Source organism: Pseudonocardia sp. TMWB2A (assembly GCF_017312135.1).
The window spans coordinates 477,384-503,263 of record NZ_QKQY01000001.1 but is presented as its reverse complement, the minus strand read 5'-3'; the positions used below and the strand labels follow the sequence as shown (position 1 = coordinate 503,263).

The window sequence follows — 25,880 nt, the reverse complement described above, 5'->3', positions numbered from 1 at the left end:
AGCCGCTGGCAAGTTCCATCGGTAACCAATCGGCTGCTCTCCCTGCCCCAAGCTGGCTATCCAATCAAGCCAACGATGCGTTTCCATACGCCAAAACTTTCAAGGTCGTTGAATGTCACGACCAGAAACAATGTTGCGACCGCCGCAAATCCGAACCGGAAGGCCCATTCCTGAACCTTCGGATTGGCCGGTTTGCGGCGAACGGCCTCTATCGCATAAAATAGCAAATGCCCACCGTCCAGCATCGGCAGTGGCAGCAAATTGATGAACCCAAGATTGATGGAGATAAGCGCAATCAGGAAAATGAAGGCCTCGACGCCAATCGCCGCGCTCTCGCCCGATTGCTTGGCAATCTTGAGCGGGCCACCCAAATCCTTGATCGTGCGCTTGCCGGTAATAATCTGTTTCAAGCCCTCGACCATCGTGTCGAGGATCACGACCGTTTGCCGCCACGCATAGCCCGGGGCTTCCAGCAATGACACATCGGCCCATTGCGGCTTGCCGGGAGAAACACCGATAAAGCCGCGGCGGAATTCATTGCCGAAACGGTCTTTTTCGACCAGCTCGCGCGTGGTTACTATGAGTTCGCGTGATGCACCATCGCGTTCAATCACCAATTTTACAGGCTCGCGCACCTGTAGCGCGACGCTGCTCACAATATCCTGGAACACGGTGATGCGGTCGCCATTGGCGCTGACGATACGGTCGCCTGCCTTAAGGCCCGCTTGTTCGGCGGCGGAGCCTTCCACTACCTGCCCCACCACCGGCGGCGTGACAGACTGTCCGTACACAAGGCCGAAGCCCATCAGGATAAGAAACGCAAAAATGAAATTGATTGCAGGGCCTGCAAATACAATCGCCGCGCGTTTCCAGATCGGCTGATATTGGAACATATGCGCGCGCTCGGCGGCGGTTGCATCGGGTTCGATGTCGCCGGGCTGGCTCACCGGGTTCATATCGCCTGCAAATTGCACATAGCCGCCCAAAGGCAGCCAGCCAAATTTCCAGCGCGTGCCATGCTTGTCGGTAAACCCGGCCACCTCGCGGCCAAAGCCGATGGAGAAAATGTCCGATTTCACCCCGCACCAGCGCGCGACAATATAATGGCCGAATTCATGCACGAACACCAACGGGCCAAGCACGAGGATGAACGCGCCGATGGTCCATAAAATGCCGGGATTTTCGATCACGCTGCTTTGCGCTCCACCATTTGGGCTGCGATCCGGCGGGCTTCTTCGTCGGCCGCATAAATATCCGCCAATTCCTTTGGCGTGTGCGGCCTATAGCTGTCCAATACCGCCTCGACAATGGCCGCTATATCAAGAAAAGCGATGCGCTTTTGTAAAAAAGCAGCAACGGCGATTTCATTGGCGGCATTAAGCTGGGCCGGGCGCGCCCCGCCCTCCTCTATCGCCTGTCGCGTCAGGCGCAGCGCAGGGAATCGCACCGGATCGGGCGCTTCAAAATCGAGGCGGCCTATCGTCGCCAGATCGAGCGGCGCGCACGGCGTTTCCATCCGCACCGGCCAAGCGAGCGTCGAGGCAATCGGGATACGCATATCGGGCGAGCCAAGCTGCGCCAAGGTCGAGCGGTCGCGATATTCGACAAGGCTGTGGATCACCGATTGCGGGTGGACGATGATTTCGATTGCGTCATGACCGACGGGGAACAGATGATGAGCTTCAATCAGCTCCAGCCCCTTATTCATCATCGTCGCGCTGTCGATCGAGATTTTCGCGCCCATGGACCAGTTAGGATGCGCAACCGCCTGTTCGGGGGTGACTTTGCGCATATCGTCAAGGCTATGACAACGGAACGGACCGCCGCTTGCGGTGAGGATGATGCGGCGCACATCTTCAATCCGCCCGCCCGACAGGCATTGGAAAATCGCATTATGCTCGCTGTCGACGGGGAGCAGTGTCGCGCCTGACCGTGCGGCGGCGGCCATCATCAATTCGCCCGCACTGACCAGCGATTCCTTATTGGCGAGCGCGACCGTCTTGCCGCCTTCAAGCGCGGCCATAGTCGGCGCAAGGCCCGCACAGCCGACAATCGCGGCCATGGTGAAGTCTGCTCCCATGCGCGCCACTTCGACCAGCGCCGCCTCTCCGCTTGCGCGGCCGATATTGGTGCCGGAGAGGGCCGTATCGAGGTCAGCGTCGCGCGCGCTGTCGCCGATGACGGCAATTTTTGCTTCAAATTCGCGCGCTAACGCCGCTAGACCCGCCGCATCCTGATGGGCGGTAAGCGCCACCACGCGCCATTGGTCGCGGTTACGCCGCACCAGATCAAGTGTGGACTGGCCGATAGAGCCGGTCGCGCCAAAGATGGAAATGCTGCGTTGCTGGCTCATGCCGGGCTGCCGGTGAGCCAGAGAATCGCGCCTATCGCGATGGCGACAGGCAGCAGACCGTCAAGCCGGTCCAAGACTCCGCCATGCCCCGGGATGAGCGCGCTCGAATCCTTGACTCCGGCGCGGCGCTTCATCCAGCTTTCGAAAAAATCACCCATTTGCGCGAGCACCGCCATTGGCGCGCCAAGCTTGAACAGGGTTGCATCGGATCCGATCCAGCGCCCGATCAGCCAGCTCACCAGTCCTGCGGCAACCATACCGCCGATCAGCCCCGCCCAAGTTTTGGACGGCGAGATTGCGGGCGCAATTTTGGGGCCGCCTATCGTGCGACCTGCAAAATAAGCGCCGATGTCGGTCGCCCACACGGTCGCCATCAGCCATAAGGCGCCTGCAAAGCCCAGCACCTCGCGCACCAGAAACAGCGCCAAAACGCCAAGCGCAACATAAAGGAAGCCGCCGGTCAGCCAGCCCCCGCGCGCAAAGGACGTCAGCGGCATTTTGCCGGTAATGCCATGCCATTCCCACAGCATCGCCGCCGCTGCCGCCAGTGCTAGCGCGGCAAAGACCCAGCCGCCTGCCCATAATGCAGCCACCGCGACCGCGATCATCACCACGCCCGACACAGCGCGCACGCCAAGGTCGCTGTTGCGCTTCAAAGTCACGGTTGTGGAATCGGTCGGCGTGGAATCAGCAAGCGGCACGCCGCCTTCGCTGCTGTCACCCGTTTTCATCTCGTCAGGGGTCATAGACCGCCATATCTCCGGTTACGGTGGGCAAATTCTTCTAGCGCCTTTTCCAAATGTTTAGGCGTGAAATCCGGCCATAATATGTCTGTAAAATAAAGCTCTGCATAGGCGGCCTGCCACAAAAGAAAGTTGGACAGCCTTTGTTCACCCGATGTGCGGATGATAAGATCAAGCGGCGGCATCCCGGCGGTATAAAGATGCGCCTCGATGGCCTCGGTGCTAATGTCACCCGCAGCAGCGGCGGCTTGCGCGGCCCGCACCAGCTCATCCTGCGCGCCATAGTTGAGCGCAACCGCGAGCGTAGAACCTGTATTGCCCGCCGTGCGCGCAACCGCCTCGTCGAGCAGCTTCACCAGTTCGGGCGCGAGCGCCTGATAATGGCCGATAATTTTGAGCCGCACATTATTGGCGTCAAATTCGTCAATATCAGCTTGGATGAAATGTTTGAGCAGGCCCATGAGGTCGCTCACTTCCTCCGCCGGACGCTTCCAATTTTCCGACGAAAAAGCATAGAGGGTGAGCGCCTCCAGCCCCATTTCGCGCGCCGCCCGCGCGATCTTGCGGACCGTTTCTACCCCCGCCTTATGCCCGGCAAAGCGCGGCAACAGGCGCTTTTTCGCCCAGCGGCCATTGCCATCCATGATGATGGCAACATGGCGCGCAAGCGGGGGGATGTCGGGCGGCGTCACAAAAACAGATTTCGGCAAAAGACCCCCGGCTTATTGGCCGAGAATTTCCTTTTCCTTGGTGCTTGCGGCGGCATCGGCATCTTCAATCGCCTTGTCGGTGAGCTTTTGCACCTCGGTTTCCAGACGTTTTTTATCGTCTTCGGAAATCTCTTTCTTATTTTCGTCGGTCTTGATGGCGTCCATCGCGTCGCGGCGCACGTTCCGGATCGCAACCCGCGCTTTTTCCGCATATTGGCCCGCAACCTTGGAAAGCTCCTTGCGGCGCTCTTCGGTCATGTCGGGGATCGGCAAGCGGATAGTCTGGCCATCGGTGATGGGGTTAAGTCCCAGCCCTGCCGAGCGGATCGCTTTTTCCACCGGCGTGAGGTTCGATTTATCCCACACCTGCACCGACAACATACGCGGTTCGGGAGCGGACACGGTCGCAACCTGATTCAACGGCATATTCGCGCCATAGACTTCGACCTGAATCGGATCGAGCAGCGACACGTTGGCACGGCCCGTGCGTAAGCCGCCCAGATCATGCTTCAACGATTCAACAGCGCCCGTCATGCGGCGTTCTACATCCGCTTTGTCATATTTCGGCATGGGATTAATCCTCCTGATTGCTGACGACCGTGGCATCGCCCTCACCGCTCAAAACCCGCGCAAGATTGCCGGGTTCGCGGATGTTGAACACCACGATCGGGATATTATTGTCTCTGCACAAGGCGACCGCGCTCGCGTCCATGACTTTCAAGTCGTCTGCCAGCACCTTGTTAAAACTCACATGGTCATAGCGTTTGGCGTCCGTGACCTTTTTGGGGTCGGCATTATAAACGCCGTCCACGCTCGTCCCTTTGAACAGCGCGTCGCACTTCATTTCGGCAGCACGCAAAGCTGCGCCGCTATCGGTGGTGAAATAGGGCGCGCCAACGCCTGCGGCGAAAATCACCACCCGCCCTTTTTCAAGATGGCGTTCGGCGCGGCGGCGGATGACCGGTTCGCACACCTGATCCATCTGGATGGCCGATTGCACGCGGGTCGGAACGCCCAGTTGCTCCAGCGCATTTTGCATGGCGAGCGCGTTCATGACGGTGGCGAGCATCCCCATATAGTCGGCCTGCGCGCGGTCCATGCCCTTGGCAGCGCCCGCCATACCGCGGAAAATATTACCGCCGCCGATAACAAGGCACAGTTCAAAACCGCTATCCTTGGCCGCTTTCACCTCGGCCGCCATGCTCGCCACGGTGTCGGGGTCAATCCCGAACGGGGTCGCGCCCATCAACGCTTCGCCGCTGAGCTTGAGCAAAATCCGGCGATAGGTGGGGCGGGTCATGGAAGGGGCGTTCCTCTTATATTTTCGCTAGGGTTTCTAGCATATTCCGGGGCGTCGGGAAGCGCCCGATGCAACTATGGCGCGGACCATAGGGGAGCCGCGCCATAGTCTCAAGACAGGATTGGCAAACTTGTATTTTGCTTACAAGTCCGTCCGGCAGGTTTGCCCGCCAAGTCCATCCAAGCGGCTATTCTTTTACGAACATTCGCCTACCCCCTCACCGTTCGCACTGAGTAGAGGTCGAAGACCTCGTATCGAAGTGCCTATTTCCGGTCCTTCGATACGCAGCTTCGCTGCTACTCAGGACGAACGGGGAAAGGGAAGAAGTGTCGAAAAGAACCTGCCACTCGTTAAGAAATATGGCTTATGCGCCGCCGACAGCCGCCGCAACTTCTGCGGCAAAGTCGGTTTCCTTCTTTTCAATGCCTTCGCCAAGCTGGAAGCGCGCATAGTCGGTGAGCGTGATGGTGGCACCCGCTTCACGACCGGCAGCGGCCACAACTTCGGCGACCGGCGTTTTGCCGTCCATCACGAAAAGTTGCGACAGAAGCGCATTTTCCTTGCGATATTTGGCAATCGCACCGTCAACCATCTTGGCGACAACATCGGCAGGCTTGCCGCTTTCGGCAGCCTTTTCTTCGGCAATCGCACGTTCGCGGGCAATCGTGTTGGCATCAAGGCCTTCACCATTCAATGCGAGCGGGAAAGCGGCAGCAATGTGCATCGCAATCTGCTTGCCGAGCGGTTCGAGAACATCGGCACCCGCCGAGCTTTCGAGCGCAACCAGCACGCCGATCTTGCCAAGGCCGGTAGCCGCTGCATTGTGAACATAGCTCACAACCGCGCCTTCGTTGACGTTGAGCAGCTTCACGCGGCGGACATTCTGGTTTTCACCGATGGTCGCAACATTGTTGGTGAGCGCATCCTGCACCGTGCCGCCAGCGGGGTAAGTCGCCGCGAGCAAAGCGTCGGCGCTGTCCGCACCGGTTTCAAGGGCAACTTGCGTCACGTTACGCACGAAATCCTGGAACTGTTCATTTTTGGCAACAAAGTCGGTTTCCGAATTGACTTCGACAACCGCACCCTTGGTGCCACTGGTGGCAACGCCGACCAGACCTTCAGCCGCCGTACGGCTCGACTTTTTGGCAGCCGCAGCAAGACCTTTCGAGCGCAGCCAGTCCACAGCTGCTTCAAGATCGCCATTGGTTTCGGCCAATGCGGTCTTGCAGTCCATCATACCGGCGCCCGAACGTTCGCGCAGTTCTTTTACGGTAGCAGCAGTAACTACAGACATGGTTACTTCCTTCATTTGTTTGAATGTGCAAGCGGAGGAGCGCTGCGAGTTTGACCCTCAGCGCCCCCCGTGAATTTATTTGTTTACATATATGTGACGGGGCCGCGTTTTTCCGCTGCTCCCGTCATTATATCAGGCGTCAGCAGCCGGGGCTTCTTCAGCCACCGCTTCTACCACGACTTCTTCCGCAACCGGATTTTCGGCAGCGCCGATGTCCATGCCACGGTCAGCCTGACCACGCTGGTTGCCACGGGTGGCAGCAGTCGCAACCGCTTCACAATAAAGGCGGATAGCGCGGCTGGCGTCGTCATTCGCCGGAACCGGGAAAGCGATGCCGTCGGGCGACACGTTCGAATCGAGGATCGCAACCACGGGGATGCCAAGCACATTGGCTTCCTTGATGGCGAGTTCTTCCTTGTTGGCGTCGATCACGAACATCACGTCCGGAATACCGCCCATGTCGCGGATACCGCCGAGCGAAAGCTGGAGCTTTTCCAGTTCGCGCGTGCGCTGCAACACTTCCTTCTTGGTGAGACCGGCGGTGTCACCCGAAAGCTGTTCTTCCAGCGTCTTCATGCGCTTGATCGAGTTCGAGATGGTCTTCCAGTTGGTGAGCATCCCGCCCAGCCAGCGATGGTTGACGAAATGCTGACCCGAAGCTTGCGCTGCTTCCGCGATCGGGCCTTGCGCCTGACGCTTGGTGCCGACGAACAGCACTTTGCCGCCATTAGCAGCAACTTGCGCAACAAAGTCGAGCGCGCGCGCGAACAATGGCACGGTCTGCGACAAGTCAAGAATGTGGATGCCGTTGCGGTCGCCGAAAATATAAGGCTTCATCCGCGGGTTCCAGCGATGGGTCTGGTGGCCGAAATGTGCGCCGGCCTCAATCAATTGCTGCATCGTGACGACAGGTGCCGCCATAGTCTTTCTCCTTCCGGTTGGTCCTCTGGAAAGCAAGAAACCTTGAACAGACCTGAAAGGACGTTCGCGGCACCGGTATGTGCGCTTTCCATGTGGAATGGCGCGGCCCTTAACGGGCATGGCCTATAATTGCAAGATGTAATTGCCGTATAAAGCCGACGCTTTGCGGCTGGAACGGCCGGGCGACGGAAGCAAGCCAAATGCCTGACAGGCTTGCCTCCGTCGACTTAAAGGGCAAAACCCAAACTTACTGCGCAACCCGCAGCGTATATTTCCCCTTGCCGCGATCGCCTGTGCTGGTCGCGCGGATGACATAATTACCGGTTGTTTCAGGAGTGAATACGATCATCGCATTGACGCCACTGCCGCCATCATCGTCGGTTTCAAGCGGCTCGCCGGTGTTACGCTCGCCCTGGAACAGCGCAAGGGCGGGGTCGAGATCATCATTATTGCGGTCACGGTCCATGCCGATAATCGCAGGCTTTCCGCCTTCCATCCGCACCAGATAGTCATCGACGCGCTTATTCTGCACTTCGGGATCGCTCGCGGTCAGTTCGCCATGGAACAGCCGCACCGTCATCGTGCCGGTGCTGGCGGGCGTTGCGCGGGTCGGCGCAGGCAAAGGCGGCAATTCGCGGATCCGCAGCGTATAGCGACCAAGGTCGCTATCGACCGCCTTGATGCGCAGCTTATATTGGCCGCTGCGGTCCGGTGTATATTCGATAGCCGCGCCATTGCCTTCGCCGCTATCATCATCCTGCGCCACCGCATTATCGTCATCGCGCATATCCGCATCAGGCGCATAAAGTTCGAGCATCGGGTCGAAATCTTCGGAATCGGCGGTAATCACATAGCGTTGCCCGGCCTTTAGCGTCAGCGTGCGCGTGCCATAGGGGCGACCGTCGCGCGGGCTATCCGCCCCCAGCGTCCCCTGAATCGGCGTCCCGGCGCCTTGCGCAATAGCAGGGGCGCTTATGCCGCCTATGCCGAGGGCCACCACCGATGCCATGCCTGCCAATGCCGTTGCCAAACGCTTCATGCTTGAACCTCCTATTATGTTGAACCCTGTATCCGCTCAGAGCCTTAACCGGAACGAAGGTAAATGGAACCGCAAATTGCGGGAGATTTTTGATAAAAAATTGCGCTATCTCATAGGGCATTGTTGGCAAACAGACTATTTGCACAATCGACCACCGTTTCCGCAACGGGGCGCGGCCTATAGTCAAGCCGTTCCGCCGCACGGGCGCTGGAAAAAACCGGAAGGCCGCTATGGCTGGCCACAAGCTGGCGTAGTTCGGGATCGAAGCCCGACGCAAGCTTCACAATCATGTCCGGATAGGCGCCCGTCGGCACTTTACGCGCCTTGTCGCCCAGTCGCTCGCGCAAATGCTGGGCGATTTCGGGCAAGCTCACCGCTTCGCCCGCAATGATGAAGCGTTGTCCGTCGGCTTGGGGGCTGAGCATCGCCGCAATATGCGCTTCGGCAAGATCGCGCACATCGGCAATCTGCAAGCGCAATTCGGGAAGGACGCGCGGCTTTCCTTGTAATATCCGTTGGATAAGCCCTACAGCTTCCACCATATCGCGGTGGAGGACCGGTCCCAATATTGTGCCGGGGAGCAAGGTCACAAATTCCATCTTGCTACCGCCGCGCCGGACTTCTTCGGCCATAAAGTCCCATGCTCCGCGCTCGGCATATAATTTGGACAGGCTATAATCATCCATCCCCGGTTTTTCGGGGTCGGTCCATACATGTTCGGTCGATACAGGCGCGCCGTCCGGCATCGCAGCCATGAGCGAAGAGGTCATGACGACGCGCTTCACGCGCGCATTCATGCTCGCACGCAGCACGCGGATCGCCCCGCCAACCGCCTGGTTGATGAGATCAGGTCCTTGATTTTCAATATCTTGCGCTTTGGGATAGGCAAGGTGCAACACATGGGTGCAGCCGCGCACCGCAGCATCCCATCCAGCTTCGGAGGCGAGATCCGCCTCGGCAAAGTCCAGCCGTTCTTGCCAGTCCTGCTGTGCGCCGGGCATCTTGGCCAGCGCCGCGCGGACAAGCGTTTCCCCTTCGCTGCGCCGCACGCTTGCGCGCACCGCAAAGCCACGTTCCAGCAAGAGCGCAATGCACCATCCTGCTACGAAACCGGTCCCGCCGGTGACCAACACGCGTCCGCCTTGTGACGGATGTAGTTCAACCACCTTGCCCCGCGTCGCGCTTGCGCGCTCCTGTTCCATACCGTCTCCAGACCCGTCTTATGACGTCCGTGATAGATTTTATGTCGCGCAAGGCAAGCGTTAGATGATTGTAAAATTGTGAAAAAAGTCACATTTTTCAGTTGCATCGCCTGTTTTGCCTAGCGGTTTTAACAGCCTTGAAAATTGAAAAACGGGCATAAAAGCGGATTAACCGAAGTTAGATTATGCAACCCTCTGCCCATCCCATCTGTTCTCTTTTTTGCAGGATATAACCCTCCTGACGGTGAGAAGAGATGGCACAGCAGAAAAACAAAGGCCGATTGGCCAAAGGACGAGAGGGCAAAGTCGGCGAAACCCCTGCCGAGAAAAAAGGCAAGGCCAAGGCTGCGCAAAAGTTGAAGCAAAAGGGAAGCCGGAAAGCCCCTGACCGCGGGCAGGAGGAATCGCTTGCCCGCGCGCCGGATTACACTCCCGTCTATCGCGGCTCCGACCGGCTTAAGGGCCGCGCCGCGATCATTACCGGCGGGGATAGCGGGATCGGCCGCGCGGTGGCTCTCCTGTTCGCGCGTGAAGGGGCGATGGTAGCCATCACCTATCGCGACGATGATGTCGACGCCAAGGAAACGCTTCGCCTCATCGAAGCAGAAGGCGCGCGCGGGCTTATCATCAAGGCCGACGTGTCCGATCCTGCCGCCTGCAAACGCACGGTTGCGAGCACGGTCAAAAGCTTTGGTCGCCTTGATATTCTGGTCAATAATGCGGGCGTCCAATGTCCGGCAGAAGATATTCGCGAAATCAGCACGCGCCAGCTTGAAGATACATTTTCCGTCAATATTTTCGGAATATTCTATATGGTTCAGGCGGCGCTCGACCATTTGGAGCGCGGCGCGGCGATTATCAACTGCACCAGCGTCACAATGTATGAAGGCTCGCCCAAATTGCTGGATTATAGCGCGACCAAGGGCGCGATTACCGCCTTCACCCGCTCGCTGAGCGAAAATTTGGTGGCGCACGGTATCCGCGTCAATGCGGTTGCACCGGGGCCGATCTGGACGCCGCTTAATCCGCTGGGCGGTGCCGATGCCGACAAGGTGCGCCATTTTGGCGAGACGACGCCGATGCAGCGCCCCGGCGAACCCAATGAAGTCGCCCCCGCCTTCCTGTTCCTCGCTTGCGCTGATTCGAGTTATATGAGCGGACAGGTATTGCATCCCAATGGCGGCACGATTGTGAACGGATGAGGCGGTTGGCCCCTGCCCCCTTAAGCGCCAGCAAATTGGCCGTTTTCCACGGCGTTACGCGAATGAGAACAAAAAGTGAATATTTACGCTTGACGCGCAGAAGGAATAATGGAACATAAAGCGAACATGGAACCGGAAACGCCGGAACATCGTTATCCCTGCCATAAAGGCGGGAGGAACGGATTGACCGGATAAAGGCTTGATAAGGATTTGGTTATGGTCGCGTTCATTGCTTCGATGCTGTTTACTGTCGCGTTTCTTGGCTCGCTCGCCGTCATCGGCGTGATGCTTTATGGCAAGCGCGACACAATCCTGTTAGCGCTGATGGGCGAACATATCCCCGATGGCAGCAAAGGCGCGCCAATCCGCGTTCACGCACCCCGCCACGCGCCCCGCACACAGCGTCGCTTGGCCCCAGCCCCCTCCCCCGCCCAAATCCGCCGCGCCGCCGTGGCGTAAGAGGGTTGCGCGGGAAGTCGCCTTGCGGTGACCGCTCCGCACGAATTCAGATTTCCGCGAGTTCGATATAAGATCACCACAATGCGTGCCGGATAATATCTATGAATATCGGAATATAGATAATGCGCGGGATATTACCCCGCCATTGTTAACGGATAGGAGCCAATCCTCAAAATCCGACGCCGCCTCTCAAAAACCTCCCCTGAAAAGGGGAGGTGGCATTTGCGCAGCAGATGACGGAGGGGTGACACCCTCTCGGGAGCAGATGCTCTATCACATCATTCAGCAGCGACCTCGCAATCAACGCCTCTCTTTTGCGGGACACCACATTGATGGAATATCGCACTTTCGGGGCAGTTTTTACCGTGCAGCCTTACCAAACATCACTGCAGCCTATGCGTTAGCATCACCACGATACGCTATTCGTCCACCCTACCCCGCCACGCGGTTGCGTTTCACTTTCGCATAGCTTGCAATGCTGAACGGAATGGCGACCAGATAGAGGATGCACACTACCGACAATGTAGGCCAAGGCGCGGTGATGAGCGCAACGCCGAGCAGGCCGATTGCCGCAATCGCTTCCATCCGCACCGAACGACGCAGGCGCACCGAGGCCCAGCTAAAGGTCGCAATGTTCGAGATCATCAGGAAAGCCACCAAAAGCATCCACGGCATGACCACATACCATGTGCGGAACCAGTCATTATCGGTCACAAACCATAAGAACATCGGCAACAACGCGAGGCCCGCGCCCGCAGGAGCCGGAACGCCGGTGTTGAACCCTGCCGATTTGTGCGGCTGATCGCTCACATCAATGCGCGCATTGAACCGCGCCAACCGCAAGGCACAGCAGACCGCAAGCGCAATCGAGGCCACCCAGCCGAATTTGGGCGCGCTACTCAGCGACCACAGGAAAATGGTAAGCGCGGGCGCGACGCCGAACGCGGTCACATCGGAGAGGCTATCCAGTTCAGCCCCGAAACGGGTACTACCCTTGAGCGCACGGGCAACCCGCCCGTCCAGACCGTCCAAAATCCCTGCAAAAATGATGCATAACAGCGCATTTTCCCACAAGCCGCCAATCGCAAAACGCACACCGGTAAGTCCCATGCACAGCGCCAGCGCGGTAATCGCATTGGCCGGGACCGCGCGCAGCGGGATATTGCCGATATGCGCGCCCTTGGCTTGCAGCCGTTCAGGCGCGTCGGGGTCGGGCTGTTGCTCTGCTTCCATCGTCTTTGTGTCGGCCCTCTCTTATGGCGGTCTTATAGCGGGTTTTGACGAGCTTGCCGAAACCGTGGCACCCTTCATGCCGCAAATTAGTGCGGAATGCCAATCAGTTCCGACGCATTGCCAATATCGGCTATGATGGTTTCGCCCGCAACTGTCCGCTGCCCTTGCGTCACGCGCGGTTCAGTGCCTTCGGGAAGATAAACATCGACACGGCTGCCAAAGCGGATAAGCCCGACGCGCTCGCCCGATGCGACCATATCGCCGGGCTTCACAAAGGTGACAATGCGCCGCGCGACCAGCCCGGCAATTTGGGTAAAGCCGATTTTGACGCCATCGGCGCGCTCGACCAGAAAATGCTGGCGCTCATTGTCTTCGCTCGCTTTATCAAGATCGGCGTTCAGGAATTTGCCCGGAATATAGATGACCTGCCGCACCGTGCCCGCCATTGGCGAACGGTTGATGTGGACATCGAATACGCTCATGAAAATCGACACGCGCGTCATCGGCGCATCGCCCAGCCCCATCGGTCCGGACATTTCGGGCGGCGGCGGCACTTTCTGGATGAGCGTGATAAGCCCGTCTGCGGGCGCAATCACGAAATTTTCGCCCTGCGGCGTGACCCGTACCGGATCGCGGAAAAAAGCCAGCACCCAAAGCGTGATGCCCGCCATCGGCCAAGCAAGGGTCTCCCATGCCATGAAAGCGAAAAAGGCGGTGATAGCGGCGGCGATAAGCGCGAATTTGCGCCCTTCCGGATGCACGTCGGGCCGTTCCCATTTAATGCCGGGACCGGCGCGATTATCATATTTTTGCGGTAAAGACATGGGTTCATTCCCTAAGCAGTGTTGCGCTCCGTTACAACAGTCCAAATGCACTCGACTGCCAAAAACGATATGCAAAGCGTTTCACAACCAATAAAATCCGCCTTATTCGTCCGGCCAGACGCTTGAATATCCCAGACGCTTGAATATCGACGCCGCTTTGCTTAAGGCCCTCCCATTCATTCATGGCCCCGAGTGGCTCTCCCCGGCAAAGAGGCAAATCTTCTATGAGCAAGATCAAGGTAAAGAACCCGGTCGTCGAAATGGACGGCGATGAAATGACCCGGATCATCTGGCAATGGATCCGCGAAAAGCTGATCCTGCCTTATCTTGATATTGACCTCAAATATTATGATCTGGGCGTCGAAAAGCGCGACGAAACCGAAGACAAGATTACGGTCGAAGCCGCTAAGGCGGTCCAGCAATATGGTGTCGGCGTCAAATGCGCGACCATCACGCCGGACGAAGCGCGCGTTGAAGAATTTAACCTCAAATCGATGTGGAAGTCGCCCAACGGCACGATCCGCAACATTTTGGGCGGCGTCGTGTTCCGCGAGCCGATCGTTATCAAGAACGTCCCCCGCCTCATTCCGGGCTGGACAGACCCCATCGTAGTTGGCCGTCACGCTTTTGGCGACCAGTATAAGGCAACCGATTTCCGCGTTCCCGGCCCCGGCAAGCTCACCATCAAATGGGCGGGCGAAAATGGCGAAGTGATCGAACATGAAGTGTATGACTTCCCCGATTCCGGTGTGGCCATGGGTATGTATAACCTCGATGAATCGATCCGCGATTTTGCCCGCGCATCGCTCAATTTCGGTTTGCAGCGCAAATGGCCGGTCTATCTGTCGACCAAGAATACGATTTTGAAAGCCTATGACGGCCGCTTCAAGGATATTTTCCAGGAAGTTTTCGACAAGGAATTCAAAACCCAATTTGATGAAGCTGGCATTGAATATCAGCATCGCCTGATCGACGACATGGTGGCTTCGGCCCTCAAATGGTCGGGCAAGTTCGTCTGGGCGTGTAAGAATTATGATGGCGATGTGCAGTCGGATCAGGTCGCCCAAGGCTTTGGTTCGCTTGGCCTCATGACCTCGATCCTGATGACGCCGGACGGCAAGACGGTCGAAGCCGAAGCCGCGCACGGCACCGTTACCCGCCACTATCGCCAGCATCAAGAAGGCAAGGCGACATCGACCAATCCGATTGCGTCGATCTTTGCCTGGACCGGCGGCCTTAAATATCGCGGCGAATTTGACGGCACGCCGGACGTCACCCGTTTTGCCGAAACGCTGGAACGCGTGTGTATCGAAACGGTTGAAAATGGTCAGATGACCAAGGATCTTGCAATCCTCATCGGCCCCGACCAGCCGTGGATGACCACCGAGCAATTCTTTGAAGCCATCCGCGTCAATCTGGAAAAGGCGATGGCGGACTGGAAATAATCCGCAAGCCATGCGTTAACAGACACCGAGGGGGTGGCGATCACACATCGCCGCCCCTTTTCTTTTGCCTATCCATCGGCCCATCAATCAGGGAGCCAGCATGACCACCACCCGTTCCGCCCGCCTTGAAGTGCGGCAGGCCAAACATAGCGATGTGCCGGGCATCGCCGCGCTCATCCGCCGCGTTTATGAAGAGTTGCCGCCTTATACTTATGGCGAAATTCGGGCGCAGATGAACAATTATCCCGAAGGCGAATTTGTCGCGGTGCTGGACGATAAGGTGGTCGGCTATTGCGCCTCGATGCGGATTTCGGGCGCGATTGCGCTGAAACCGCATGATTGGGACGAGATTACGGGCAACGGCTTCGGCTCGCGCCATGACCCGACCGGTGACTGGCTTTATGGCTATGAGATGTGCGTTGATCCCAAGGTGCGCGGCACCCGTATCGGGCGCAGGCTTTATGAAGAGCGCCGCGCGCTCGCCGAGCGGCTGGAGCTATCCGGCATCGTGTTCGGTGGCCGGATGCCGGGCCTGTCCCGCGTATGGAAGAAAATGGGCGAGGATCCGGAGGAATATCTCGCGCAAATTGTCGCGGGCAAAATCCATGATCCGGTGATCCGTTTCCAGCTCGCCAACGGGTTTGAACCGATTGGCGTCCTCGCCAATTATCTCCCCGAAGATAAACGCTCCAAAGGTTTTGCCGCGCATATGGTGTGGCACAATCCCTATGTCGAACGCGATAAGCCGGTGAAGCACCGCCTACCGCGCGGGGTCGAGGCGGTGCGTTTGGCAACATGCCAGTTGCAGGCGCGCGCGGTCAAAGACTTTGACGAATTTTTGAAGAATATAGAATATTTCGTTGATGTTGCAGCAGATTATGAAGCCGACTTCATTGTCTTTCCCGAACTTTTCACCCTCTCATTGCTCTCGTTCGAAGATCGCGAGTTGAGCCCGCAAGAGGCTATCGAGGCGCTTACCAAATATACGCCCAAGCTTAAAAAAGCCTTCGCGGCGATGGCGCTCAAATATAATATCAACATCATCGGCGGCTCGCACCCGACGCGCGCGGACGATCATGATATTCAAAATGTCGCTTATGTATTCCTGCGCGACGGGTCGGTGCATGAGCAGGAAAAAATCCACCCTACGCCCAATGAACGCTATTGGTGGAACATCAAGGGCGGCGATAAAATCGAAGCAATTCCGACCGATTGCGGACCGATTGGCGTGCTGATTTGCTATGATAGCGAGTTTCCGGAATTGGCACGGCGTTTGGCAGATGAAGGCGCGCGCATCATCTTCACGCCTTTTTGCACCGATAGCCGTCAGGGCTATTTGCGGGTGCGCTATTGTTCACAAGCGCGCGCGATTGAAAATCAATGTTTTGTCGTGCTGTCCGGCAATGTCGGCAACCTTCCCAATGTCGGCAATATGGACATCCAATATGCGCAAAGCTGCATATTGACGCCGTGCGACTTCCCGTTCGCGCGCGATGGCATTGCGGCGGAAGCCACGGAAAATGTAGAAACTTTGACGATCAGCGACGTCAACTTGGCCGACCTCAACTGGGCACGCGCCGAAGGCACAGTGCGCAACCTCGCCGACCGCCGTTTCGACCTCTACCATATCGAATGGGACCGCGCGCAGGGCAAAGGCCATGGGCGGAGCAAGCCGAGGGCGGAACCGATCGGCACGAATAAGCCGGGTGGTGGTTGATGGGATGGCTCCCCTCGCGCTTGCGGGAGGGGGCGGGGGTGGGTCTGCCCGCTAATCCAATAGCCTAGGCTTGAACCATAGCCCACCCCTACTACGACTAAGAATTTTCACTATGTTCAAATTCCTAAGTCTGCGTTGCCCCGCCCGCAAGTGGAAGGGGGTTTAATGCGCCGCCTTCCGGACTCTCCACTCTTTCCCGCCTTATGCCTAAGCCGACCATCCGCCCGGGGATCCGTTGCAAAAGCGGGTAGCGGTCGAGTAGCCGCACTATCCACGGGGCTTTCGTCGGGCCTTTGCCTTGCAGCAAGGGGGTAATCAACCCGTTTTGCGCCAATCTTTGTCCGACCTGAATGAGCCGCGTGGGGAGCATCCGGCGGGCCTGCACTTTGGCGAGCAGCGCGTCTATTGCTGCCCCCTGCGCCATCGGCCCTGCGAGGATATTGGCCGCCGCGACCGCATCCTGAATAGCAAGATTAATCCCCACACCGCCAATCGGCGACATGGTGTGGGCCGCGTCCCCGATGACGAGCAACCCCGGCTTCGACCAGTTTTTGAGCCTATCGAGCGCGACCGAGAGCAGTTTCAACTGCGCCACATCGGTCAGCACCGTGTCGAGCGGTGCAAGCTCTGGCGCGAGCCTTTCTATTCGCGCGCGGAACGCCGCTATCCCTTCGGCTTTCAACGCTTCCGCGCTGTCTTTGGGGATGAGATAGGCGCATTGCCAATAATCGCTGCGGTCGATCATCACCATCATCGCACCGCCATCTACAACGCCGCGCAAGCCCCCTTGCGCGTTCGGCGATTTGGGGATGGGGAACCATAATATATCCATCGGCGCGCCCAATATTTCGGCCTCAAACCCGGCATTATCGCGCACGATAGAGCCGCGCCCGTCTGCCGCAATGACCAGCCCGCCGCCATCGGTGATGATGCGGCCATCGTCCAATTGCACCCCCGCAACCCGCCCGTTTTCTTCGACCAGCCCCGCGACCTTGGCCTTCATATGGAGCGTGAAATGCGGGTAGCGCATCGCTTCATCGCGGAGAAAGTCTAGAAATTCCCATTGCGGCATCATCGCGATAAAGGGCGCGGGCGTTGGCAAATGGCTCAAATCGCCAAGCTTATAATCTTTGCCTCCAAAGCGGGTTTGCGCGCTATCAATCCGGCTATGCGGCCGCGCGAGAAACATATCCAGCAGCCCCAACTGGTCGAGTATCTCCATCGTCGAGGGATGCACCGTATCGCCGCGAAAATCGCGGAAGAAATCGATATGTTTTTCAAATACCGTCACCGGCACGCCAGCGCGCGCGAACAGCAAAGCGGCCATCATACCGGCAGGGCCGCCGCCGATAACAAGGAGGGAGCGGGACATGATAGGGCCTCCTTCGGAAACAAAAACAATGCCAAGATTGGCCAAAGGCGCAAGAAAAGTCACTAGCGCACGATTTTTTTCTGTTCAGTGCGGCCCCTGCGCCATAGACCCTATGTCATGAATTTATCGCCGCGCCTTTGCCTTTTGTCCCCTGCCCGCTTCCCGATGCACGGAGGGCGGTTTGGCGTCTGACCTGCTGATCCGCGATATTTCGGACGCGTTGGTGATTTTAGGCGCGGCGGGGCTGGTCATCCCGGCCTTTGCGCGGTTCCGCATCAGCCCGGTGATCGGTTTCATTCTGGTCGGCGTGTTGGTCGGCCCGTCCGCGCTCGGCTCTCTGGTGGATGACTATCCCTGGCTTTTTTATGTCACCATCACCGACCCGGAAGGGATAGCGCCTTTTGCCGAATTCGGCATCATCTTGCTGCTCTTTTCCATTGGGCTGGAGCTGAGTTTCAAGCGTTTATGGTCGATGCGGCGGCAAGTGTTCGGCGTAGGTGCGGCAGAATTGCTAGGCTGCGGCGCGCTGATTGCGCTCATCCTTTACGGCTTTGGCCTGTCGGAAAAAGGCGCGATCGGGCTGGGCCTCGCGCTCGCTTTATCCTCGACCGCGCTGGTGCTGCCGATGGTCGGCACCAAAAGCCCGGTCGGAAAAGCCGCCTTTTCGATGCTCTTATTTGAAGATCTGGCGCTGGTCCCGATCATCTTCGCGCTTGGTGCTATGGCGCCTTATGCGAGCAAAGATGGCTGGGATGGCCTGTTCGAAACGCTGGGGTTTGGCGCGCTCACCATCATCATATTGTTCCTCGCCGGCCGTTTTTTCCTGCCGCGCCTATTTGCCCAAGCCGCGCGCACCAAAAGCCCCGAACTATTCCTGTCGGCCAGCCTGCTCGTCGTGATTGTCGCCAGTCTGGCGACCGCGGGCGTCGGCCTGTCGCCGATTGTCGGCGCGCTGCTGGCCGGGCTGCTCATCGCTGAAACCGAATATCATGGCGAGGTTGAAACCATGACCGCGCCGTTCAAGGGGCTGGCCTTGGGGGTGTTCCTCATCACCATCGGCATGAGTCTCGACATTGCGACCATCCTCAAACAATGGCCGGACCTGTTGATGGCGGTGGTCGGCGTGGTGCTGATAAAATCGGTGGTGACGGGTTTGCTGCTGCGTTTTTCGGGCGCGCCCAAGGGGCTGTCGGCGGAAGTTGGCCTGCTCATGGCCTCGCCTTCGGAAACCACGCTCATCGTTTTAACAACGGCGCTGGCGGCGGGCATTATCAGTATGCAAACCGCGCAATTCTGGCAGATTGTGACGGCCATCGGCCTCACCATCACGCCTTTGCTGGCGAAACTCGGCCAATATATTGCGCGGCGCATCGAAAATAAAAGCGGCGATTTGCAGCAGATTATGGATGCCGACAGCGGCGAGCGGCGCACCATCATATTGGGCTTTGGCCGCGTGGGGCAGGTGGTCGCCGACATGCTGGAGCGGCACGGCCAGCCCTATCTTGCTGTCGAGGCGAATATTGATGTGGTCATCGCCGCGCGCGCGGACGGCTATAAGGTGATTTTCGGCAATACCGCGCGGCCCGAAATGCTAAACCGGCTCAATCTCGACAATGCCGCAGCGATTGTCATGACGATGAATGATCCGGTGCAGCAGGTGCGCTCGACCGCGCAAATCCGCAAAAACTGGCCCGACGTGCCGATTGTAAGCCGCGCGCGCGATGCCGACCATGCTGCTGCCCTCTATAAAGCAGGCGCGACCGATGCGGTGCCGGAAACGCTGGAAAGCTCGTTACAGCTTTCCGAAGCGGTGCTGGTGGATTTGGGCATCGCGATGGGCCCGGTGATCGCGTCGATCCATGAACGCCGCGCGGAAATGCGGTCCGAAATCATGCGCAAGGGTGACATGGACGAAGAGCCCCGTTTGCGACGGACACAAATGCCTCAGCCTAAGCCAAGTGAGGGGTAAGGCGCGGTCGGCTCCCTTTATTGTCATTGCGAGCGCCGTTAGGCGCGCGGCAATCCAGAGCAGTCAAACGCGGACGCCTGTGCTATTCGGTTCTGGATTGCCGCGCCGCTTCGCGGCTCGCAATGACGGGCGTTCGGGAAATAAGGAGCGTAAACCCGCCCCTTATTTCGGCCCTTTTTCCGGCATGACCTGCATCGTCCAAGCCCCGTTCGGGGTCATATACTGCTTGGCCATGCGCTGGATGTCGGCAGGCGTCACGCTTGCAAGGTCGGCAATATAGTTGCGCAGCGAATTGAACCTCTGCGGCTCGCTCGTTGCCCCTTCCAGTTGCAGCATCCAGAACATATTGCCGGACGAAGCGCGCACCACCTGCTCTTTGATCGGGCCGACCGCGCGCTGGAGTTCGTCGTCCGTCGGCGGTGTTTTGGCAAGATCAGCGGCGATGCTGCGTGAAATTTCGAAAAATTTCGCGACATCATCGGGTTGGAGCAGGCTGACGGCCATCAAGGTGCCGCCATTGTTTAGGCTGTCCGGCCATTCACTCACCACTTGCGGGGCATAGCTTGCGCCCTGCTCCTGCCGCATCCGGTCGAACAGACGGTCGGTGAAGATCGCCGCCAGCACATCGAGCCCGCGCCCTTCCTTGACCTTGGCAAGCCCGCCGCCGGTCGGCCAAGCGATGACTGCTGCGGCTTGGTTATCGTCGCCCTTATGGGTGAGCGTAACCGGCGCTTTGCCGACCGCCAAGGGGGTGACATTGGCATGTGCTGCCGGAATGGTCGCCGGACGGTCCGCCAGCGCGCCGAAGGTTTCGGTCAAAAGAGCATTGATATCAACCGTGCGCAAATCGCCGAAAACTTGGATTTCCACCGGTCCATTGGCGAGCAAAGGCGACCAAAAGGCCTTGAATTTTTCAGGCGTCAGCGCGTCAATGTCCGCCTTGTCCGGGGCCATCCAACGTTTGTCCCCGCCGTGGAGCAAGCCTTCCAACTGGCGCTTGATAACCTCCATCGCCGATCCCTGCTGCGACACAAAGCCCATCTGCTCGCTCGCTTTGATGCGATGCACCGGCTCGGGATTCCACGCAGGCGCGGAAAGCTGGGCTGCGAGCAGACGCAACTGGTCTTTCAGATCCTGCGGCGTGGTTTCGGCCCGCAATTCGAACGCATCATCATCAATATTGAAATCAAGATTGATGAGCCGCCCGTTGGTGATGCGGTCAATATCATTCTGTTTGAGCTTGCCGATACCGCTGGCTTCAAGGCCGTAAAGGCCGGTCCATAACAGGTTCGGAGCGGTCGGGCTCAACGCCTTGCGCCCGCCGCCAAAGCGCACATTGACGCGCACCTTGCCTGGCTCGATATCGCTATTATAGACCAGCGCGGTCATGCCATTGCTGAAGCGTTTGAGGTCCATGTCAAACACCGGCACCTTGGCTTCAGCGGTGACACTGCCCGGCGCGCCAAGTTTAGGCAGATCGTCAAAGGTCGCCTTGCTTTCGACCAGCCGCGCCTTGCTGTCCGCCGGAATAGTGCCGGTCGCCGCCGATGCGAGCTTTTTCTCGGCATCGGGTATGGCCATCGGGCTGGACATGAACGCACGGGTTGTGCCGGAAAACAGCTTGCGCGTGGTTTCGAGCAAAGCCTGGGGCGTCGCCAATTGTTTGGTCGAGCGGAACAGCCAACGTTGGTTCGTCGGGTCCGTCACGGTTTCGCGAATATCGAGCGCGTTGACCAAATCATCGGCCTGCTTCGAGCCTGCCTCATTCTGGCGGTTTTCTACCTCTTTGGTGAGGAAAGCATCGACGGTCGCAAATTCGCGGTCAATATCCGCCTGACTTGGCGGTGATTTCATCGCATCCTCGATCACGCCGCGCACATCGCGTAGCGCCTTTTCCCACTCATTATTGAGCGGGACAATCGACACCGATGTCACGTGCGCCGAGCGGCTGATCTTGTCGTCCGATACCGATGCGACCAGATAAGAGCCCCCGTTGCGCGCGCGATTTTCCAGACGGCGGTTAATCAGCATATTGGCGAGATAGTCGAGATACAGGCCTTGCGTATATTTGATCGAGTCGGTGACCTGCCGCCAAGGCCGCGCGACCGTATAGGTCACGACCATCGGCTGGGTCGGCTCGACTATTGTTTTGGCAACCGCTTTGCCCTTAACCGGATCGCCGAAGTCGGGGTCGGTCGGGGCCGCGCCATCAGCTTTCCAATCGCCGAAATATTTGGCGACCAGTCCCGCATATTGCGCCGGATCGCCATCACCGGAAATGATGATGACCACACGGTCGGGACGATACCAGCGGTCGTGGAACGCCTGGATGGCACTGGCCGTTGCGCCACCGATGGTTTTGGGGGTGCCGATGGGCGAGCGCACTGCAAGCCGTTGTCCGGCAAAGACATGTTCGCGCTGCGCATCCCCTTGCCGCTGTTGCGGGCCGTCGGATTCACGCTGTTCGGCCATAACCACCGATTTTTCGGTGTCGATGGTGCGCTGGTCTAGTTTGGGCTCGCGCACCATGCCCGACAATATCTTGATGCTTTCGTCCAGCCCTGATGCGGTCGCATTGGGGAGGTCAAGCTGATAGACGGTGTGGGTCGGCGATGTTTGCGCATTGCTGTCGCTACCAAAGGTCGCGCCGAGCCGTTGCCATACGCGCTTGGCTTCGCCATCGGGCACATATTTGGATCCCCGGAACAGGAGATGTTCAAGGAAATGCGCAAAGCCGCGCTCGCTATCTTCCTCCATCAGCGAACCGGCATCGACGCGCACGCGGATCGCGACCTGTCCCGGCGGCACTCCGTTTTTGCGCACCGCATAGCGCAGGCCATTGGATAAAGTGCCGAACTGCCAGCCCTTGTCCGGCGGAATATCGCTGCCCTTGTAGAGCCAGGCCGACGTATCGACATCGGCCGGAAGCGGCGGAATGGCAGGCGCTTGTACCGGCGGATGCGTGGCCATGACCGGCGTTGGCGGAGCGGGTGCGGGACTTTGCGTAGTTTGTGCCTGCACCAAGGTCGGCATCAATGCCGTGGTCAGAAGGAAAGACAGCAAGAGCGCAGGGCGCTTCTTGCGCGAGGCCACAACATTTTGATGTTTCATAAACCAGCTATATAAGCCCGTTTGCTTGCTCGCCAGTGAATAGTGATGTCGGAAAGAATGTGCGGGGGAGGCCTGACAGGATGAAGTTAACATTCCGATCGGATTTCTTTTCTGTATGATGCGGCCATCATGACCGGTTCCAACGCCCCATTCACCATTGCCCTTTTGCAGATGACCAGCGGCATTGAGCCTCAACGCAATTGCGCGCAGATTGTTGCAGCTTTGGAAGAGGCACGGGCGGGAGGCGCAAAAATATTATTTGCGCCCGAAATGTCGCTGTTGCTCGACCGTGACCGGCAGCGGTCAGCGGCGCATATCGGCTATGAGGTAGAGAGCAGCGAGATTGCGGCGTTGCAGCAAGCCGCGCGCGATAGCGGCTTATGGCTCCATCTCGGCTCCGCGCCTTTTGTGGACGAGCAGGATGGAAATAAGCGCGTCAACCGCACATTAGTTATTGATGACAAGGGCGTGGTGCGGGCGCGTTATGATAAAATCCATCTGTTCGATGTGGATTTGGCGACCGGCGAAAGCTGGCGGGAATCCTCGACTTATACAGGGGGTGGAGCGCCGGTTGCCGTCGATACGCCGTGGGGCCGGTTGGGGCTTTCCATCTGCTATGATCTGCGCTTTCCCGACCTTTATCGCGCGCTCACCGATGCAGGCGCGACAATGCTCGCCATTCCAGCGGCCTTCACCGTGCCGACGGGCGAGGCGCACTGGCATATTTTGCAGAGCGCGCGGGCGATTGAAGCGGGGGTATTTGTGATTGCGGCGGCACAGGTCGGCCCCCATGAGGACGGGCGCAAAACCTATGGCCATTCGCTCGTCATCGACCCGTGGGGCAGGATTTTACTGGATATGGGAGATACGCACGGCGTCGGCTTTGCGAAACTCGACCCGGCGGAGATCGCCAAGGTGCGCGCCGCCGTCCCTGCCCTCGCCAACCGCAAAGCCATTGGCGAGGTCCAGATTTTTTAAGGATAGGCGTGAAAGGCGCGCTTAGCCCTGACGGCCCCGACCATTGCCGCCACCGCGACGCTGGCCACCATAATGCTGTCCGCCCTGATGTTGCCCGCCAGAACGTTGTCCGCCCGCACGTTGGCCACCTTGGCTGCGCTCGCCCTGCGCCCGTTCACCCTGTCCGCCAGCATAGGCTTTGACGCGGTTGGCGTAATTTTTCTTCGGGCGGAAGGATGTGCCGCGTTCACCGCGCTCTTCGCCACCGGCACCAGCACCGCCAGCACCGAGCGGATCAAAGCTGCTATTACGTGGACGATCAGGGTTGCGACCACGATTCTGTCCGCCTGCATTATGGCGACCCGCCTGATGCGCGCGTTCCTTGCGGTTGGCATAGTCGCGCTGCGGGGTTGCTTCGCCTGCGGCACCCCCGTCACGGAACCGTTTGGGAACAGGGCCGCCTTCTGCCGAGCGTTCAATCTGCTCGGCAAATTCGGCGCGACCACGCGGAGCCGAACGCGCGCTTCCGCGTCCTGCACCTTCATGCCGCGCAGGACGGCCCGAACCGCCACGACGCGGGTCCGGCCCTTTACGCAAGGGCGCAGGCTTGGGCAATTTTGCCGCCGCTTCCGCAAAATTGGCGGGGAGCGGCACCGGCTCCAGCTTGACACGGGTCATGCGCTCGATGCCCCGCAGATGCGCCTTTTCGTCGGGCGCACAAAAGCTCATCGCAATGCCTTCGCGGCCCGCACGGCCCGTGCGCCCGATGCGGTGGACATATTGTTCCGGCACATTAGGCAGCTCGAAATTAAACACATGGCTCAACCCCGATACGTCGATACCGCGCGCGGCGATGTCTGTCGCAACAAGGATATTGATGCGCCCGTCGCGAAAGCCCTGCAGCGCGGTGGTGCGCTGGGCCTGGCTCTTATTGCCGTGGATTGCCGCACAGCCAATGCCAGCGCCTTCAAGGAAGCGCACCACGCGGTCCGCGCCATGTTTGGTGCGAGTGAACACCAGCGCACGTTCGATTTCGGTCGAACGCAGCAACATCGTCAACAAAGCCTGTTTTTCCGGCTGGTTGATGAAGGTCACATATTGCTGGACGCGCTCGGCGGTGGTCGATTGCGGGGTGACCGCGACCTGCACCGGATCGGTCAGGAATTGCTGCGACAGATTGGCGATGTCCGATGGCATAGTTGCCGAAAAGAACAGGCTCTGGCGCTTGGCGGGGAGCAACCGCACAACACGGCGGAGCGGCTGGATAAAGCCCATATCCATCATCTGGTCGGCTTCATCGAGGACGAAAATTTCAACGCCCTTAAGGTTGAAGGCGCGCTGGTCGATAAGGTCGAGTAGACGCCCCGGCGTTGCCACCAGTACATCGACTCCGCCCTGAAGCTTGCGGATTTGGCCGCCAATCGGCACGCCGCCGAATACGGTTTCGACCGACAATTTCAGGAAACGACCATATTTGCGGAAATTTTCCGCAATTTGCGCGGCCAGTTCGCGCGTGGGCGACAGGATCAGCATCCGGCAGCTCCCCATCGGGCGCGGTTTGGGGTTGCGCGCGAGATAATCGAGCGAGGGCAGCGCGAACGCGGCGGTCTTGCCCGTGCCGGTCTGTGCAATCCCGCACAGGTCGCGGCCTTCCAGCAATGCCGGAATAGCCTGCGTCTGGATCGGCGTCGGCGTATCATAGCCCGACGCTTCAAGCGCGCGCAAAATGGGTTCGGCCAAGCCGAGATCAGTAAAATAAGACATGATTACTTCCGTTATAGTTCAACGCATTGCGCGAAAACGAACCGCCTCGTTCGGGCGGATTCCGGGCGCGCAACGCACAAAGGGGTTGCGAAACACCCTGCGTGAAAAAAGGGAAGCTTCAAAAAAAATATGGCCTGACGGGATTTAAGTCCGTCCTCTCACGCCACCATCGGGTTAACACCCGTTTATCACGGGCGCAGACAGGAACAGCTTAATATCGCCATTCCTTATAAAACTGCCGCATGGCCGTTACGCCATACCGCAT

The 25,880-nt window shown here is 58.6% G+C and carries 21 protein-coding genes; 6 read left to right on the top strand and 15 right to left on the bottom strand.

The window, feature by feature from the left end; all coding sequences use genetic code 11:
• Window positions 1-56: 56 nt before the first annotated feature.
• The 10 genes from rseP to DMP17_RS02250 form a co-directional block, all read right to left on the bottom strand.
• Window positions 57-1,190, bottom strand: a complete 1,134-nt coding sequence (rseP, locus tag DMP17_RS02295; RefSeq protein WP_337827465.1) for an RIP metalloprotease RseP — start codon at window positions 1,188-1,190, stop codon at window positions 57-59.
• Window positions 1,187-2,353 carry a 1-deoxy-D-xylulose-5-phosphate reductoisomerase gene (locus tag DMP17_RS02290; RefSeq protein WP_337827464.1) on the bottom strand — a complete coding sequence of 389 codons (1,167 nt, stop codon included), beginning with the start codon at window positions 2,351-2,353 and terminating at the stop codon, window positions 1,187-1,189. The genes rseP and DMP17_RS02290 overlap by 4 nt, the downstream gene beginning before the upstream one ends.
• A complete protein-coding gene (locus tag DMP17_RS02285) occupies window positions 2,350-3,099 on the bottom strand; it encodes a phosphatidate cytidylyltransferase (protein ID WP_337827463.1) in 750 nt (249 codons plus the stop codon). Before DMP17_RS02285 ends, DMP17_RS02290 begins: the two co-directional genes overlap by 4 nt.
• Complete coding sequence (uppS, locus tag DMP17_RS02280; RefSeq protein ID WP_337827462.1) at window positions 3,096-3,788, bottom strand: polyprenyl diphosphate synthase; 693 nt, start codon at window positions 3,786-3,788, stop codon at window positions 3,096-3,098. The genes DMP17_RS02285 and uppS overlap by 4 nt, the downstream gene beginning before the upstream one ends.
• Before the next feature lie 30 nt (window positions 3,789-3,818).
• Complete coding sequence (gene frr / locus DMP17_RS02275; protein WP_337827461.1) at window positions 3,819-4,376, bottom strand: ribosome recycling factor; 558 nt, start codon at window positions 4,374-4,376, stop codon at window positions 3,819-3,821.
• A 4-nt stretch (window positions 4,377-4,380) separates the two neighbouring features.
• Window positions 4,381-5,106, bottom strand: a complete 726-nt coding sequence (gene pyrH / locus DMP17_RS02270; protein ID WP_337827460.1) for a UMP kinase — start codon at window positions 5,104-5,106, stop codon at window positions 4,381-4,383.
• Window positions 5,107-5,470: 364 nt separating this feature from the next.
• The gene (tsf, locus tag DMP17_RS02265) at window positions 5,471-6,415 is read right to left on the bottom strand and encodes a translation elongation factor Ts (RefSeq protein WP_337827459.1); all 945 of its coding nucleotides are present in this window, start codon (window positions 6,413-6,415) and stop codon (window positions 5,471-5,473) included.
• A gap of 117 nt (window positions 6,416-6,532) precedes the next feature.
• A complete protein-coding gene (gene rpsB, locus DMP17_RS02260) occupies window positions 6,533-7,321 on the bottom strand; it encodes a 30S ribosomal protein S2 (RefSeq protein WP_337827458.1) in 789 nt (262 codons plus the stop codon).
• A gap of 247 nt (window positions 7,322-7,568) precedes the next feature.
• On the bottom strand, window positions 7,569-8,321 hold the full coding sequence (locus tag DMP17_RS02255) for a hypothetical protein (protein WP_337827457.1): 753 nt from the start codon (window positions 8,319-8,321) through the stop codon (window positions 7,569-7,571).
• Between the two features lie 149 nt (window positions 8,322-8,470).
• Window positions 8,471-9,562, bottom strand: coding sequence for an NAD-dependent epimerase/dehydratase family protein (locus DMP17_RS02250; RefSeq protein WP_337827456.1), 1,092 nt, complete (start codon window positions 9,560-9,562; stop codon window positions 8,471-8,473).
• A 254-nt stretch (window positions 9,563-9,816) separates the two neighbouring features.
• Here DMP17_RS02250 and DMP17_RS02245 point away from each other — a divergent pair, with 254 nt between their 5' ends.
• Both DMP17_RS02245 and DMP17_RS02240 read left to right on the top strand, forming a co-directional pair.
• Window positions 9,817-10,764, top strand: coding sequence for an SDR family oxidoreductase (locus tag DMP17_RS02245; RefSeq protein ID WP_337827455.1), 948 nt, complete (start codon window positions 9,817-9,819; stop codon window positions 10,762-10,764).
• 216 nt (window positions 10,765-10,980) lie between these two features.
• Window positions 10,981-11,223, top strand: a complete 243-nt coding sequence (locus DMP17_RS02240) for a hypothetical protein (RefSeq protein ID WP_337827454.1) — start codon at window positions 10,981-10,983, stop codon at window positions 11,221-11,223.
• Between the two features lie 432 nt (window positions 11,224-11,655).
• On the opposite strand, the gene DMP17_RS02235 is transcribed toward DMP17_RS02240, so the two are convergent.
• Entirely contained in the window at window positions 11,656-12,456 is an 801-nt protein-coding gene (locus tag DMP17_RS02235) for a CDP-alcohol phosphatidyltransferase family protein (protein WP_337827453.1), read from the bottom strand.
• Between the two features lie 86 nt (window positions 12,457-12,542).
• A complete protein-coding gene (locus tag DMP17_RS02230; protein ID WP_337827452.1) occupies window positions 12,543-13,280 on the bottom strand; it encodes a phosphatidylserine decarboxylase in 738 nt (245 codons plus the stop codon).
• A 224-nt stretch (window positions 13,281-13,504) separates the two neighbouring features.
• On the opposite strand from DMP17_RS02230, the gene DMP17_RS02225 reads away from it, so the two are divergent.
• A complete protein-coding gene (locus tag DMP17_RS02225) occupies window positions 13,505-14,725 on the top strand; it encodes an NADP-dependent isocitrate dehydrogenase (RefSeq protein ID WP_337827451.1) in 1,221 nt (406 codons plus the stop codon).
• A gap of 100 nt (window positions 14,726-14,825) precedes the next feature.
• Window positions 14,826-16,442 (top strand): bifunctional GNAT family N-acetyltransferase/carbon-nitrogen hydrolase family protein, encoded by a 1,617-nt coding sequence (locus DMP17_RS02220; RefSeq protein ID WP_337827450.1) that lies wholly within the window; start codon window positions 14,826-14,828, stop codon window positions 16,440-16,442.
• A gap of 124 nt (window positions 16,443-16,566) precedes the next feature.
• Here the strand turns inward: DMP17_RS02220 and DMP17_RS02215 are convergent, their stop codons facing one another.
• Window positions 16,567-17,814, bottom strand: a complete 1,248-nt coding sequence (locus tag DMP17_RS02215; protein WP_337827449.1) for an FAD-dependent oxidoreductase — start codon at window positions 17,812-17,814, stop codon at window positions 16,567-16,569.
• Window positions 17,815-17,995: 181 nt separating this feature from the next.
• Between DMP17_RS02215 and DMP17_RS02210 the strand changes: the two genes are divergently transcribed.
• Window positions 17,996-19,783 carry a cation:proton antiporter domain-containing protein gene (locus tag DMP17_RS02210; RefSeq protein WP_337827448.1) on the top strand — a complete coding sequence of 596 codons (1,788 nt, stop codon included), beginning with the start codon at window positions 17,996-17,998 and terminating at the stop codon, window positions 19,781-19,783.
• A 162-nt stretch (window positions 19,784-19,945) separates the two neighbouring features.
• On the opposite strand, the gene DMP17_RS02205 is transcribed toward DMP17_RS02210, so the two are convergent.
• Window positions 19,946-22,894 carry an insulinase family protein gene (locus tag DMP17_RS02205; protein ID WP_337827447.1) on the bottom strand — a complete coding sequence of 983 codons (2,949 nt, stop codon included), beginning with the start codon at window positions 22,892-22,894 and terminating at the stop codon, window positions 19,946-19,948.
• Between the two features lie 129 nt (window positions 22,895-23,023).
• On the opposite strand from DMP17_RS02205, the gene DMP17_RS02200 reads away from it, so the two are divergent.
• Window positions 23,024-23,872 carry a carbon-nitrogen hydrolase family protein gene (locus tag DMP17_RS02200; RefSeq protein ID WP_337827446.1) on the top strand — a complete coding sequence of 283 codons (849 nt, stop codon included), beginning with the start codon at window positions 23,024-23,026 and terminating at the stop codon, window positions 23,870-23,872.
• A gap of 21 nt (window positions 23,873-23,893) precedes the next feature.
• Here DMP17_RS02200 and DMP17_RS02195 read toward each other — a convergent pair whose 3' ends face one another.
• Window positions 23,894-25,615, bottom strand: coding sequence for a DEAD/DEAH box helicase (locus DMP17_RS02195; protein WP_337827445.1), 1,722 nt, complete (start codon window positions 25,613-25,615; stop codon window positions 23,894-23,896).
• Window positions 25,616-25,880 lie beyond the last annotated feature (265 nt).